Source organism: Pseudomonas sp. NFACC04-2, from assembly GCF_900119265.1.
Taxonomy (GTDB): domain Bacteria; phylum Pseudomonadota; class Gammaproteobacteria; order Pseudomonadales; family Pseudomonadaceae; genus Aquipseudomonas; species Aquipseudomonas fluorescens_AA.
Genome location: NZ_FPJC01000010.1, coordinates 78,935 through 93,023, shown reverse-complemented (window position 1 = coordinate 93,023; position 14,089 = coordinate 78,935). Strand labels below are relative to the sequence as shown.

The following is a 14,089-nucleotide window of genomic DNA, read 5'->3' as shown; positions in this document are numbered from 1 at the left end:
GACGGCCTTGATGGATACGTTGCCCGTAGCGCCGTTGTTCGCCGTGCTGGTGGTGCTGATCCTCTGGTCGGCCCTGTTCACGGCCATCGAAGCCGCCCAGCAACACCTGCTGGCCCAGCGCACGGCTTCGCGTGCCAGTGACAAACCACTGGCGACACTGACCTTCCCCCTGCCCAGCCTGATCCTGTGCAATACCCTCTGTCGCGCCCTGGCCGTGGTCATCGGCACCTTGCTGGCGATTTTTACCTGGCTGGAAAACGGCCCCTGGGTCGCCTGGCTCGGCACCAGCGCCGCCCTGCTGGTGTTCGCCGACTACCTGCCGCGCACCTTGGCCAGCCGCCAGCCGGACGCGGTGCTGGCACTGGGTAACACCTTGCTGGGCATACCGTTGAAGATCCTTTATCCCTTTGCCTGGCTGTTGAATGGCGCCAGCCGGTTGTTGCTGCGTCCATTTGCCCGCAAGCCCGGGATGGTGCAGCAGAGCGACGACGAAATGCCCGTCCCACCGCGCAGCGAGCAGGAATCAGAGCAAGGCACTGGCCGGCTGCATCCGATTTCCGGCATCCACGCCCTGGACAACATCACCGTCAACGATATCCTCGTGCCCCGCAGCGAAGTCGATGGGATCAACCTCGACGACCCCATCGGCGAGATCATCGAACAGTTGCGCCTGAACCGACGGACGCGCCTGCCGGTGTTCCACAGCGATATCAACCAGGTCGAAGCGGTGCTCAACACCCGCCAGATCCGTCACTTGCTGGCGGACGCGAGCCTGACCAAGGAAGCGCTGCTGACGGCTTCCCATGAACCCTACTTCGTGCCCGAAAGCACGCCCTTGCAGCTGCAACTGCTGAATTTCCACAAGCAGCAGCGGCGCCTGGGCATGGTGGTGGACGAATACGGCGAAGTACTGGGCATCGTCACCCTGGAAGACATCCTCGAAGAAATCGTCGGCGAATTCGAGAGCCAGCACAGCCTCGACAACCCCCACGTCCATCCCCAGCCCGATGGCCGCCTGATGATCGATGGCGCGGCGTCGATCCGCGAATTGAACAGGACCCTGGGCTGGCATCTGCCTTGCGACGGTCCCAAGACCCTCAACGGGCTGGTGACCGAAGCCCTGGAAACCATCCCCGAAAGCCCGGTCTGCCTGAAAATCGGGCGTTATCGGCTGGAAATCATCGAGACCGTGGACAACCGCGTCAGCCAGGTGCTGGCGTGGCATAACAGTTCGGTGCCTGCCAGCTCTTAATTCCCAACAGTCCCAAAGTGAAACACAGTTGTGGCGAGGGGATTTATCCCCGTTGGGTCGCACAGCGCCCCAAACTGTTAGTCAGCTGCCTCAGATTCGGCGCAACGTCTTTTTGGGACTGCTTCGCAGTCCAACGGGGATAAATCCCCTCGCCACAAAAGCTCGTTTCGGCGTCAACAGGTATTGTTGATTCGTTAGCCCCCTTCCTATACTCAACCCGCTTACCCAGCTCCGCCCGAACCCCGTGCCTACCCAGCGCCCGGTCGGTTCCGGCCAGATCATCGGCAAAATCCGTAACAGCCCTGGGACTGTTCCTACCTGAAACAGCGACGGGATACCCGCCCACATCCCTGGGTGTTCGACCATAATAATTCGCTCCAACGGAGCACATGACTGTCAGGGATAACCGCATGACGACCGCTACCTGCAACGAGGCTGTGCCTGCCCAGCCGACCAACTCGGCCACTCGCGTGGCGACCGCGAGCTTCATCGGCACTGCCATCGAGTTCTACGACTTCTACGTCTATGCCACGGCGGCGGCCCTGGTGATCGGGCCGGTGTTCTTCCCACAAACCTCAGGCACGGCACAGATGCTGTCGTCCTTCCTGACGTTCGGCATCGCCTTCCTCGCCCGTCCGCTGGGTTCTGCGCTGTTCGGCCATTTCGGCGACCGGATCGGCCGCAAGTCGACGCTGGTGGCCTCCCTGCTGCTGATGGGCGTGTGCACCACACTCATTGGCGTGCTGCCCGGCTATGCCAGCATTGGCGCCTGGGCGCCGATCCTGCTGTGCCTGCTGCGGTTCGGCCAGGGCCTGGGGCTTGGGGGTGAATGGGGCGGAGCGGCGCTGCTGGCCACCGAGAACGCGCCCAAGGGCAAGCGCGCCTGGTTCGGCATGTTCCCCCAACTGGGGCCCTCCATCGGCTTCCTGGCGGCCAATGGCCTGTTCCTGACCCTGGCCATGAGCCTGGACGACGAGCAGTTCCGTGACTGGGGCTGGCGGATTCCGTTCCTGCTCAGTGCCGTGCTGGTGATCGTCGGCCTCTATGTGCGGCTCAAGCTCCATGAAACCCCAGTGTTCGCCAATGCCATGGCCCGCCAGGAGCGAGTCAAGGTGCCATTGGTCGAGCTGTTCAGCCAATACTGGGCGCCGACCTTGCTGGGCGCCGCGGCGATGGTGGTGTGTTACGCGCTGTTCTACATCTCGACGGTGTTTTCCCTGAGCTACGGCGTGTCCACCCTCGGCTACAGCCGCGAGACATTCCTGGGCCTGCTGTGCTTTGCCGTACTGTTCATGGCCGCCGCTACGCCGTTGTCCGCCTGGGCCAGCGACCGCTACGGCCGCAAACCGATCTTGATCATCGGTGGCCTGCTGGCGATTGCCTCGGGTTTCCTCATGGAACCGTTGCTGACCCACGGCTCGACCGGCGGCGTGGCGCTGTTCCTGTGCATCGAGCTGTTCCTGATGGGGGTGACCTTCGCCCCCATGGGCGCCTTGCTGCCGGAACTGTTTCCGACCCACGTGCGCTATACCGGCGCCTCGGCGGCCTACAACCTGGGCGGTATCGTCGGCGCCTCGGCCGCACCGTTCTTCGCCCAGAAACTGGTGGCGATGGGCGGCTTGAGCTATGTCGGAGGCTATGTTTCAGCGGCTGCGCTGCTTAGCGTCATCGCCGTGCTGTGCCTGAAGGAAACGCGCCACAACGACTTGAATCGGGTCGCCTAGCCGAGCCCGTGGCGAGGCTTCGCGCCTCGCCACGCAAACCTGTCGCGAGCCTGAACGGCCACCAATGAAATAACCATTAACAATCGCCCACCATTGAAACCACCCCCCACCTGCCCCATCTAAGACCCATACCCCATTGCGCAGGTGCCCCATGAGCGACCAGCACTCTACTGAAGCCACTAACGACTACGCTGATTCCGAACACATCGAACACACGTCCTCCGGCACCGGCCTGGCGCTGCCCGGCCAGAACCTGCCGGACAAGGTCTACATCATCCCCATCCACAATCGCCCCTTCTTCCCGGCCCAGGTGTTGCCGGTTATCGTCAACGAAGAACCGTGGGCCGAGACCCTGGAACTGGTGGCCAAGTCCGATCACCACTCCCTGGCACTGTTCTTCATGGACACGCCCCAGGAAGACCCGCGCCATTTCGATACCTCGAAACTGCCGTTGTACGGCACACTGGTGAAGGTCCATCACGCCAGCCGGGAAGGCGGCAAGCTGCAGTTCGTCGCCCAGGGCCTGACCCGCGTGCGCATCCGCACCTGGCTCAAGCACCATCGCCCACCGTACCTGGTGGAAGTCGAATACCCGCACCAGCCGAGCGAGCCAACCGACGAGGTCAAGGCCTACGGCATGGCGCTGATCAACGCGATCAAGGAACTGCTGCCGCTCAATCCGCTGTACAGCGAAGAGCTGAAGAACTACCTCAACCGCTTCAGCCCCAACGACCCTTCGCCGCTGACCGACTTCGCCGCCGCGCTCACCTCCGCCACCGGCAATGAGCTGCAGGAAGTGCTCGACTGCGTGCCCATGCTCAAGCGCATGGAAAAAGTGCTGCCGATGCTGCGCAAGGAAGTCGAAGTGGCGCGGTTGCAGAAAGAGATTTCCGCCGAGGTCAACAACAAGATCGGCGAACACCAGCGCCAATTCTTCCTCAAGGAGCAACTCAAGGTCATCCAGCAGGAACTGGGGCTGACCAAGGACGACCGTAGCGCCGACATCGAACAATTCGAGCAACGGCTGGAAGGCAAAGTGCTGTCGGCCCAGGCGCAGAAGCGTATCGAAGAGGAGATGAACAAACTTTCCATCCTGGAAACCGGCTCGCCGGAATACGCCGTCACCCGCAATTACCTGGATTGGGCGACCTCGGTGCCGTGGGGCGTGTATGGCCAGGACAAACTCGACCTCAAGCATGCGCGCAAGGTGCTCGACCAGCACCACGCCGGCCTGGACGACATCAAGGACCGCATCCTCGAATTCCTCGCCGTTGGCGCCTACAAAGGCGAGATCAACGGTTCCATCGTGCTACTGGTGGGCCCGCCGGGCGTGGGCAAGACCAGCGTCGGCAAGTCCATCGCCGAATCCCTGGGCCGGCCGTTCTACCGCTTCAGCGTCGGCGGCATGCGCGATGAAGCCGAGATCAAGGGCCATCGACGCACCTACATCGGTGCCCAGCCGGGCAAGCTGGTGCAGGCGCTCAAGGATGTCGAAGTGATGAACCCGGTGATCATGCTCGACGAAATCGACAAGATGGGCCAGAGCTACCAGGGCGACCCGGCCTCGGCCTTGCTGGAGACCCTCGATCCGGAACAGAACGTCGAATTCCTCGACCACTATCTGGACCTGCGCCTGGATCTGTCGAAAGTGCTCTTCGTGTGCACCGCCAACACTCTGGACTCGATTCCCGGCCCGCTGCTGGACCGGATGGAAGTGATCCGCCTGTCGGGCTACATCACCGAAGAAAAAGTCGCCATCGCCAAACGGCACCTGTGGCCCAAGCAACTGGCCAAGGCGGGTGTATCCAAGGGCAGCCTGAGCATCAACGACAGCGCCCTCAAGGCCCTGATCGACGGTTACGCCCGTGAGGCCGGAGTGCGACAGCTGGAGAAACAGCTGGGCAAACTGGTGCGCAAGGCGGTGATGAAGCTGATCGACGACCCGAAAGCGGTGATCAAGCTCGGGCCGAAGGACCTCGAGGCCTCCCTGGGCAAGCCCGTGTTCCGCAACGAGCAGGTGTTGTCCGGCATCGGCGTGATTACCGGTCTGGCCTGGACCAGCATGGGCGGGGCGACCTTGCCGATCGAGGCGACGCGCATCCACACCCTCAATCGCGGCTTCAAGCTGACCGGGCAACTGGGAGAGGTGATGAAGGAGTCGGCGGAGATCGCCCACAGCTACGTCAGTTCGCACCTGAAGCAATTTGGCGGCGACCCGAAGTTCTTCGACGAGGCCTTCGTTCACCTGCACGTACCGGAAGGCGCCACGCCCAAGGACGGCCCGAGCGCCGGCGTGACCATGGCCAGTGCCTTGCTGTCCCTGGCCCGCAACCAGCCGCCGAAAAAAGGCGTGGCCATGACCGGCGAACTGACCCTCACCGGACACGTCCTGCCGATTGGCGGTGTACGCGAGAAGGTCATCGCGGCGCGCCGGCAGAAAATCAACGAACTGATCCTGCCAGAAGCCAACCGGGGCAACTTCGAAGAATTGCCCGAGTACCTCAAGGAAGGGGTGACGGTGCACTTTGCCAAACGGTTTGCGGATGTGGCGAAGGTGTTGTTCTGAGCATCTTGTAGCGCCTGCACGGGCCTCATCGCGAGCAAGCTCGCTCCCACAGTGGATTTGTGGTGTTCACAGCATTTGTGATCAACACCAAACCCTGTAGGAGCGAGCTTGCTCGCGATGGCGGCATTGGCAACAACATATCCCCACCCGACACATCCAGTAGCATCTTCGGTTATGCTCGCCGTTCGTCGTGAATGCCGGAGCCGTTGCCCTTATGTCCCTCACTCGCCTGCTCGTCCCCCTCAGCCTCGCCCTGCTGAGCGCCTGCGCCACGCAAACCAGCAACAACGTGACCGTGGAAAAACTGAGCCAGTGCCCCGTAAGGCTCAATAACGGACAGAACCTGATCCTGAGCCTGCCCAGCAACCCCAGCACCGGTTATCGCTGGGCGATCCAGGATTCGGCCGGTGGCGTGTTGAAGGGCTTGGGGCCGGAGGTTTATCGCAACCCGGAAGACGCCGGCATCGTTGGCGCCGCGGGTGTCTCGACCTGGCGCTTCCAGGCGTTCAGCGCCGGCACCGGGCGCTTGCGCCTGACTTATCAACAGCCTTGGGCACCGGAAGTGCCGCCCGTGGAAACCTTTGACTGCGCCATCGCGGTGAACTGACTGTGGGTTGGCTGATCCTCGCACTGATGGGTGCGGCCACCTACCTGTACGGCCTGGCCATGCATGCCACGCTGCTGTGCCTGCTGGTCAAACCCATGCCGGTGCTGGCCCTGCTCGGCTGGCTGCACGACGCCCCGCCCAGCGAATATCGGCGCTGGATCAGCCTCGGGCTGATTTTTTCGCTGGTGGGCGATGTGTTGCTGGCCTGGCCGGGGGACCTGTTCGTGTTCGGCCTTGGTGCATTTCTGCTGGCGCACCTGGCCTACCTGAAAGCCTACCTCAGCGACTGCCGCCGACCGGCGCTGCTGCCATTGACCCTGGCCTTGGGCATCGGCGCGGTGCTCCTGGCAATTCTGATGTCGAGCGGTCTCGGGCCGTTGCTGGTGCCGGTGGTGCTCTACGGCCTGGTCATCAGCGCCATGCTCTGGCGAGCGTTGGCGCGACTGGGTACCGACGTGCCCAAGCGTTCGGCGTGGTTGGCCGCCGCCGGGGCGCTGGCGTTTGTGTTTTCCGACAGCCTCATCGGCATCAACCGGTTCGTGCAACCCTTCCATGCCGCGCCATACCTGATCATCGTCAGTTATTGGCTGGGCCAATGGGGCATTACTGCGTCGGCGTTCGCTCGAAAGCCACACTGAGCCAAATAACGTGGGAGCGAGCTTGCTCGCGATAGCGGTCTGTCAGTCAACATTATGGCCGGCTGAACCATCGCCATCGCGAGCAAGCTCGCTCCCACTGGTTTTTTGGTTAAAATGCCGGCCTTTTCACCACCCATGCCGCTGGAACCGCCGTGAGCAAAGACCCTGACCGCCTATTCGCCCAACCCCTGGCCCAAGTGCCGGACTTCGCCTTCAACGAGGACGTGGTGCGGGTGTTTCCGGACATGATCAAGCGTTCGGTGCCGGGTTACCCGACCATCGTCGAAAACCTCGGCGTGCTCGCCGCGCAATTCGCCCAGCCGGACAGCGTGCTCTACGACCTCGGCTCGTCCCTGGGCGCGGTGACCCAGGCCCTGCGCCGCCATGTGCGCACCGACGGTTGCCGGGTGATCGCGGTGGATAACTCGGCGGCCATGGTCGAGCGCTGCCGTGAATACCTCAACGGCCAGGACTCGATGTTCCAGGAGCTGCTGCCGGTGGAAGTGATCGAAGGCGACATCCTCGCCCTGACGTTCCAGCCAGCCTCGGTGGTGGCACTGAATTTCACCTTGCAATTCATCGCGCCGGACCAGCGCACCACCCTGTTGAGCCGCATCCGCCAGTCCCTGCTGCCGGGTGGCGCCCTGATCCTGTCGGAAAAATTGCGTTTCAACGATGCAGAGGAACACGCCCTGCTCACCGACCTGCACGTGGCGTTCAAACGTGCCAACGGCTACAGCGAGCTGGAAATTGCCCAGAAACGCAGCGCCATCGAAAACGTCATGAAGCCTGACAGCCTCGAAGAGCACCGCGAACGCCTGCTGGCGGCCGGGTTCTCGAAAGTCGTGCCGTGGTTCCAGTGTCTTAACTTCGCCTCGTTGATTGCCCTACCATGATTGATCTGTCCCCCCTCGCCCGCCATCTGGCCGGCACGCCCCTGGCCGATTGGGCCGCAACGCTGCAGGCGCAACTCGACAGCAAAATGGAGAAGGGCCATGGCGATCTGGAACGCTGGCAAAGCGCCCTCGATGCCTTGCCGGTGCTGCAGCCGAGCGAGATCGACCTGCTGAACGGCCTGACCCTCGATACCGACTGTTCCGACGAAACCCGTGCACAGATGCGTACGGCACTGATGGGCCTGTCGCCGTGGCGCAAAGGGCCGTTCAAGCTGTTCGGCGTGCACGTGGACACCGAGTGGCGTTCGGACTGGAAGTGGTCGCGGGTGGCGCCGCACCTGGACCTCAAGGGCAAGCGCATCCTCGATGTGGGCTGCGGCAACGGCTACTACATGTGGCGGATGCTCGGCGCCGGGGCGGATACGGTGATCGGCGTCGACCCCAACTGGCTGTTCTTCTGCCAGTTCCAGGCGGTACAGCGCTACCTGTCGCAGCCCAACGCCTGGCATTTGCCGTTCCCCTTCGAGGCCCTGCCAGCGGAACTGGAAGGCTTCGACACGGTGTTTTCCATGGGCGTGTTCTACCATCGCCGCTCGCCGATTGAACATTTGCTCGCCTTGAAGGATTGCCTGGTCAAGGGCGGCGAGCTGGTCTTGGAAACCCTGGTGATCGAGGGTGATGAGCACCAAGTGCTGGTGCCCGAGGACCGCTACGCGCAGATGCGCAACGTGTGGTTCCTGCCGTCGGTCCCGGCCCTGGAACGCTGGCTGCGCCGCGCTGGGTTCAGCGACGTGCGCTGCGTGGACGTGAGCCTGACGACCGTGGAAGAACAGCGCAGCACCGAGTGGATGAAGTATCAGTCATTGAGTGATTTCCTCGACCCCGCCGACCACAGCAAAACCATCGAAGGGCTGCCGGCGCCGATGCGCGCGGTGATTGTGGCGCGCAAATAAATACCCCAGACACCACTCCCACAGGGGCTCGGTGTTTAGTCTGGAGCTTTGGCTCTTCTGGCCTTGAAGAACTCGCTCAACACCGCGCTGCACTCCTCGGCCAGCACGCCCCCTTCGTACATCACCCGATGGTTCAGGAAACCCTGGCTGAAAAACTGCCCCTGGCTCTGCACGATGCCAGCCTTGGGCTCCAGGGCGCCGTAGACGACCCGGGCGATGCGCGAGTGGACGATGAGGCCGGCGCACATGCTGCACGGTTCCAACGTCACGTAGAGGGTGCTGCCGGGCAGGCGATAGTTGCTCACCGCCTGGGCGGCGGCGCGAATGGCGACCATTTCCGCGTGGGCACTGGGATCGTGGCCGCTGATCGGGCAGTTGAAGCCACGCCCGATGATCTCGCCGTCCTGCACCAGCACCGCGCCCACCGGCACTTCCCCCATGGCGGCGCCTTGGGCGGCGAGGGCCAGGGCTTCGCGCATGAAGTCCTGGTCGCGGCTACGGTCGATGATTTTGGCGGGACGAATCTGACGCATCACGCCACCTCGATGGCGGCCATCAGGCCGGTTTCCATGTGGTCGATCACATGGCAGTGGAACATCCACACCCCTGGATTATCCGCCACCAGTGCCACCTGCGCCCGTTCGTTCTTGCCCAGCAAGTAAGTGTCAGTGAAATACGGCACGACCTTGTGCCGGTTCGACGCGATCACCTTGAAGCTCATGCCGTGCAAATGGATCGGATGCTGGTACTGGGTCATGTTCTTCAATTCGAAAATGTAGCTCTGGCCCTTCTTCAGGGTGGCGATCGGCCGGTCGGCGCAGGTCTTGTCGGTGATATCCCAGGCCTTGCCGTTGATCTGCCACAGGCTTGGCGGCTTGCCGTTGTCGACATTGACCGACACCGAACCGACCCATTCGAAATTGAAGTTGAGTTTCTCGGCATTGGCCAGGTCCGGTTCGGACACCGGGTTGGCTGGCAACGCTGGCGGCCACTGGGTCGGTGCGTCACTGTTGGGCACCGAACGCAAGGTGCCCAGGCGCACCGGGCCATTGCGCAACGACAATTCTTCGCCCGCCGGCGGCGCCTTGATCGCCAGGCAAATGCGCATGCCCGGGCCCAACCAGTATTCCTTGCCCAGCGGGCGCGGTTCGATGGGGTTGCCGTCCAACGCATAGATCTGCGCTTCAACGCCTGGGATGTTGATACGGTAAGTCAGGGTGTTGTCGAGGTTGAGCAAACGCACCCGGGTAATCTGCCCGGCCGGCAGGTCAATCACCGCCTGCGGCACGCCGTTGATGGTCGCCAGCCGCCCGGCCGTGCCGCCACGCGCCGCCTCGCGGGGAATGCTGAACGCGACGAACTCGCCCTGCTCATCCACATGCCAGCTCTTGAGGCTCAGGGTCTGTTCGTATTTGAAGCCGGTGGGCTCACGCTCTTCGATGATCAGCGGCCCCACCAGCCCACGCCCGAGCTCTTCGCTGCTGTTGACGTGGGGGTGATACCAATAGCTGCCGGCGTCCGGCACGCGGAATTTGTAGTCGAAATATTCGCCCGGCAACACCGGCAACTGCGAGACATACGGCACGCCGTCCATCTCCAGCGGCAGACGGATTCCGTGCCAGTGGATGGTGGTGGCGACCGGCAGGTGATTGATGAAACGCACCCGCAACCACTCGCCCTGGCGCACCCGCAGCTCGGTACCCGGTGCCGAGGGGCCAAACGCCCAGGCCTGGGTCTTGTGCCCGGCGACCAACTCGACGTCCAGGGGCGCGGCGATCAGTTCATAGTCGTGACCGGCTTCGGCGTCGGCCCGCTTGCCCAGCCAATACCGCGACGCGCCGCCTGCCCCCACACCAACGACAACAAGACCGGCCAGGCCACCGAGTATTTGGCGACGGGTAAAGGACATGAACGCAACCACCTATTGAATCCGCGCGAACCGTTGGGCCCGCAAAAGGCGAATACGATACACCCGCAGATGAGAAACAGTAAGGGCGGCGAAAATGAAAAAAACAAAATGAAAAATGCCCTGGGGAGGTTATCCACAGGGCATTTTCGTGCACTCCGAGGCAAGCCTTTTCGACAGGATCAGTCTATTCGCTGGTTACGTATTGCTGCGCCGCGGCGTGAAGAAGGCCAACGCCGCTGCAACGATGAACAACGCGGGCACGTCGCCCACCAGATGGCCGACGTGGCTTGTCCCATCCACCTCGACGCCGAAGGACTGCACGGCCATGATCGCGCCGTGCACGACGCTCGACCACACGGTGAACCAGATCAGGCTCAAATGCTTCATCGGATCGCGCGACGCCATCAGCAGGAACACACCGAGTGTCGCGTAGATGCCGACGATCATCAGCGGATACTGGGAATGGCCGCTGTGCCACGCCCAGCCGGACGGCCACAGGATCATCAGCGGCCAGATCGCGAATATGGCGATCAGACCGACTACGATCAAAACGATGCGCAAGGCGGCGAGCCGTTGGGTGTCGTTCATGGCGGGCTCCCTTATTGCGGCGGATTGCTGTAACTGGATGCCCGTGAGTATAGAACGCTCCCCGGTGTATACCCCGTCAACCGATACCGTCAGTCGTCTTGACGGTTCAGACCGGCAAGCCCGTAATCAGATGCACCACACCGTGCTCCAGTGTCATCACCCCTGCCACCCCGGCCGCGCTCAACCCGGTCCGGTCGATCCGTGCCACGTCCCGCAACTCCACCCGCAGCCGCGTCAGCGCTACGGGTTGATGGTGCTTGAGGTTATCCGCGCCTCCCAGCGCGGCGACGATGGCCGGTGACAGCTCATCAACCGCTGTCGCTGGCCTGGGCTCTTCCGGTACCAGGTCCGGGGTCAGGGCTTTCCAGAATGCCTGTTGCAGTTTGTCGAACATGTTCAATGCTCCATGACCAGGGTGGCCGGACTGGCCGTGGATGAATGAATACGCAAGAGATCGCGCACTTGCTCGGCGCTTTCCTGGGCCAAGGCCTGTTCGGCCAGCGTGCGACATTCGCTCAGATCCCATTCACGCACGCAGGCCTTGATGGCCGGAATCAGCGGCACGCTGACCGATAGCTCATCCACGCCAAGCCCCAGCAACACCGGTACCGCCAAGGTTTCCGATGCCAGCGCGCCACACACTCCGACCCATTTGCCATGGGCGTGAGCGGCCTCGACCGTCCGAGCGATCAGGCGCAGCACCGACGGATGCAGGCCATCGGCCTGGCTGGCCAAGCGCGGGTGGTCGCGGTCCATGGCCAAGGTGTACTGGGTCAAGTCGTTGGTCCCGATGGAGAAGAAATCCACTTCGGGAGCAAACAGGTCGGCCATCAGCGCCGCCGCCGGCACTTCGATCATGATGCCCAGCTTCGGCGCTTGCGGCAGGCCCAGGTTGCGCACCTCTTCGTCCAACATCTGCCGCGCCAGCCGCAACTCCGACAGCTGCGTGACCATTGGCAGCATGATGTGCAGCCGCGTCAGCCCCGAACAGGCGAGAATTGCCCGGAACTGTTCGCGCAATAACTGAGGTCGCTCCAGGCACAGGCGAATACCACGCATGCCCAGGAACGGATTGGCCTCGTGGGCCATCGGCACATAGGCCAGCGGCTTGTCCCCGCCCACGTCCAGGGTACGCACCACCAGATTACGCTCAGCCCCCAGGGCCCGGGCGACAGCGCCATACAGGAGCGCTTGCTCGTCGTGTCCCGGTGGGTGGGCGCGATCCAGGTAAAGCAGTTCGGAGCGCAACAGCCCCACCCCTTCGCCCCCCAGGGTCATGGCCTGCTCCACATCCCGAAGCGAGCCGACATTGGCAGTGATCTCGACTCGGTGACCGTCAAGGGTACGGGCCGCCAGGGCCGATTGCTCGAGGTCGCGCCGCTGCCGTCGCAACTGTCGGTCACGGGAGGCCTGGAGTTGCTCAATCCGCGCCGCGTCTGGATTCAGATGCAGTTCTCCGCTGTCGGCATCCAGCAACACCGGGGTGCCGTTGGCGAGGGTCAATACCTGCTCAGGCACGCCACACAACGACGGTAGGCCCAGCGCACGGGCCAGGATCGCCACATGGCTGGTAGCACCGCCACCCACCGTGACAAAACCGGCGATTCGCGAGGTGTCCAGGTTGGCGGTCTGGGACGGCGTCAACTGCGCGGTCACCAGGATCGACTGCTCGGGCAGATCCCAGGCGTGGTCCCGTACGCCGAGAATCAGCTTGAGGACCCGGTGCCCGACATCGGACAGATCCATCGCGCGCTCGGCCAGCAGGGCACTGCCCGACTGCTGGAATTGCGTGGCGGTCGCCTCGGTCGCGGTTTTCCAGGCAAAGGCCGCACTCTTGCCTTCGACGATCAGATCCCGAGCCTGCTCCAGCAAGGTGGGGTCTTCCAGCAGCTCCTGATGAGCGCCAAAAATCTGCGCCTGGACGCTGCCCGCGCCCTCGTTCTGCAGCGCCTTCAATGCCTGGTTCGCCTGGTTCAACGCCTGGTCCAGGAGGGCCTGCTCGGTCTCGATTCCCGCGCCTGGCTCTTGCACTTCCAACGCCTGGGTCGCGATCTGCACCACCACACCCGACACCGAGCCCGGCGAGGCACACACGCCTTGCCAGCGCTCAGGCGTGGGCGATTCGACGCACATGGGCACTTCTGGCGTCGGCTGCGCCTGGACGGATTCACCGCAGCCCGCCAACAATAGTTGCGTCAGTGCCTCGAGCGCCTGTTCGGCCTGTGGACCGGCGGCACTGAGCTGCAGACTATCGCCCTTGACCGTTTGCAACGCCATGATCGCCACCAGTGATTTGGCATTGGCGCTGCCCTGCTGCTTGTGCAGGCAGATGTTCGCATCAAAGCCTTTGGCCGCCTGGGCGAACACCGCAGCGGGACGCGCATGCAGACCGCTGTCATTAGGCAGGATCAGCGGCTTGGAAAACAGCACCGAGCCCTGTTGCGTCTGCGCGTCCTGCCCTTGCGTCCCTTGACTCACCTGCAGCAACGGCTGACCGCTTTCCACCCAGGACGACTGGGCCGGCATCAGGCTGAAGTCTTCGCCAGTGACCACCAGCATCAACGTCAACAGACTGCGCGCGTGCAAGGCGATGTAGTCGGCATCGAAATCGATCAGCGGTTGCCCGGCCTCGACTCGTTGACCTATCTCTACTCGGGAGGTAAAGCCCTTGCCCGCCAGGTTCACCGTGTCCAGGCCAATGTGCATCAACACCTGAACACCGTTGTCACTGGTGATACTCACTGCATGGGCGCTGTCCTGGAGCGTGCCGACGACACCGGAGAGCGGCGCACAAAGGGTCTGCGACGTCGGATCGATACAGATGCCATCCCCCACGACACGGTTGGAAAAGACCGGATCAGGCACGTTGTCCAAGGGCATCAAGATCCCGGACAACGGTGCGAGCAATTGCAAAGGTTGCGTTGTGTTCATGACTTCACCTGCTGCTGTCTGTTCT

General features: G+C 62.9%; 12 protein-coding genes. 7 read left to right on the top strand and 5 right to left on the bottom strand.

Going from position 1 to position 14,089, the window contains the following annotated elements; all coding sequences use genetic code 11:
• Positions 1–10 precede the first annotated feature (10 nt).
• The 7 genes from BT125_RS15260 (at position 11) to cmoB (ending at position 8,636) form a co-directional block, all read left to right on the top strand.
• Positions 11–1,252: an HlyC/CorC family transporter gene (locus BT125_RS15260; RefSeq protein ID WP_072408162.1), complete on the top strand. Its 1,242-nt coding sequence runs from the start codon at positions 11–13 to the stop codon at positions 1,250–1,252.
• Positions 1,253–1,662: 410 nt separating this feature from the next.
• On the top strand, positions 1,663–2,976 hold the full coding sequence (locus tag BT125_RS15250) for an MFS transporter (RefSeq protein ID WP_060739061.1): 1,314 nt from the start codon (positions 1,663–1,665) through the stop codon (positions 2,974–2,976).
• 151 nt (positions 2,977–3,127) lie between these two features.
• Positions 3,128–5,542 carry an endopeptidase La gene (gene lon / locus BT125_RS15245; protein ID WP_072408157.1) on the top strand — a complete coding sequence of 805 codons (2,415 nt, stop codon included), beginning with the start codon at positions 3,128–3,130 and terminating at the stop codon, positions 5,540–5,542.
• 214 nt (positions 5,543–5,756) lie between these two features.
• The gene (locus BT125_RS15240; protein WP_014336724.1) at positions 5,757–6,149 is read left to right on the top strand and encodes a protease inhibitor I42 family protein; all 393 of its coding nucleotides are present in this window, start codon (positions 5,757–5,759) and stop codon (positions 6,147–6,149) included.
• A 2-nt stretch (positions 6,150–6,151) separates the two neighbouring features.
• Complete coding sequence (locus tag BT125_RS15235) at positions 6,152–6,787, top strand: lysoplasmalogenase (protein ID WP_072408155.1); 636 nt, start codon at positions 6,152–6,154, stop codon at positions 6,785–6,787.
• Between the two features lie 152 nt (positions 6,788–6,939).
• Complete coding sequence (gene cmoA, locus BT125_RS15230; protein WP_072408153.1) at positions 6,940–7,683, top strand: carboxy-S-adenosyl-L-methionine synthase CmoA; 744 nt, start codon at positions 6,940–6,942, stop codon at positions 7,681–7,683.
• Positions 7,680–8,636: a tRNA 5-methoxyuridine(34)/uridine 5-oxyacetic acid(34) synthase CmoB gene (gene cmoB / locus BT125_RS15225; RefSeq protein WP_072408151.1), complete on the top strand. Its 957-nt coding sequence runs from the start codon at positions 7,680–7,682 to the stop codon at positions 8,634–8,636. The genes cmoA and cmoB overlap by 4 nt, the downstream gene beginning before the upstream one ends.
• Before the next feature lie 35 nt (positions 8,637–8,671).
• Here cmoB and tadA read toward each other — a convergent pair whose 3' ends face one another.
• From tadA to ptsP, 5 genes are all read right to left on the bottom strand, one after another.
• The gene (gene tadA / locus BT125_RS15220) at positions 8,672–9,169 is read right to left on the bottom strand and encodes a tRNA adenosine(34) deaminase TadA (RefSeq protein ID WP_072408149.1); all 498 of its coding nucleotides are present in this window, start codon (positions 9,167–9,169) and stop codon (positions 8,672–8,674) included.
• A complete protein-coding gene (locus BT125_RS15215) occupies positions 9,169–10,545 on the bottom strand; it encodes a multicopper oxidase family protein (RefSeq protein WP_072408147.1) in 1,377 nt (458 codons plus the stop codon). Before BT125_RS15215 ends, tadA begins: the two co-directional genes overlap by 1 nt.
• A 195-nt stretch (positions 10,546–10,740) precedes the next feature.
• Entirely contained in the window at positions 10,741–11,133 is a 393-nt protein-coding gene (locus BT125_RS15210; protein ID WP_072408145.1) for a DUF6632 domain-containing protein, read from the bottom strand.
• 106 nt (positions 11,134–11,239) lie between these two features.
• Complete coding sequence (locus BT125_RS15205; RefSeq protein WP_072408143.1) at positions 11,240–11,527, bottom strand: PTS sugar transporter subunit IIB; 288 nt, start codon at positions 11,525–11,527, stop codon at positions 11,240–11,242.
• Positions 11,528–11,529: 2 nt separating this feature from the next.
• Entirely contained in the window at positions 11,530–14,064 is a 2,535-nt protein-coding gene (gene ptsP, locus BT125_RS15200; RefSeq protein ID WP_072408142.1) for a phosphoenolpyruvate--protein phosphotransferase, read from the bottom strand.
• Positions 14,065–14,089: the final 25 nt, after the last annotated feature.

Bases quoted from the DNA above. Each gene is read 5' to 3' on its own strand.
- BT125_RS15260 (WP_072408162.1), top strand. From the start codon at position 11: ATGGATACGTTGCCCGTAGCGCCGTTGTTCGCCGTGCTGGTGGTGCTG.
- BT125_RS15250 (WP_060739061.1), top strand. From the start codon at position 1,663: ATGACGACCGCTACCTGCAACGAGGCTGTGCCTGCCCAGCCGACCAAC.
- lon (WP_072408157.1), top strand. From the start codon at position 3,128: ATGAGCGACCAGCACTCTACTGAAGCCACTAACGACTACGCTGATTCC.
- BT125_RS15240 (WP_014336724.1), top strand. From the start codon at position 5,757: ATGTCCCTCACTCGCCTGCTCGTCCCCCTCAGCCTCGCCCTGCTGAGC.
- cmoB (WP_072408151.1), top strand. From the start codon at position 7,680: ATGATTGATCTGTCCCCCCTCGCCCGCCATCTGGCCGGCACGCCCCTG.
- tadA (WP_072408149.1), bottom strand. From the start codon at position 9,169: ATGCGTCAGATTCGTCCCGCCAAAATCATCGACCGTAGCCGCGACCAG.
- BT125_RS15215 (WP_072408147.1), bottom strand. From the start codon at position 10,545: ATGTCCTTTACCCGTCGCCAAATACTCGGTGGCCTGGCCGGTCTTGTT.
- BT125_RS15210 (WP_072408145.1), bottom strand. From the start codon at position 11,133: ATGAACGACACCCAACGGCTCGCCGCCTTGCGCATCGTTTTGATCGTA.
- BT125_RS15205 (WP_072408143.1), bottom strand. From the start codon at position 11,527: ATGTTCGACAAACTGCAACAGGCATTCTGGAAAGCCCTGACCCCGGAC.
- ptsP (WP_072408142.1), bottom strand. From the start codon at position 14,064: ATGAACACAACGCAACCTTTGCAATTGCTCGCACCGTTGTCCGGGATC.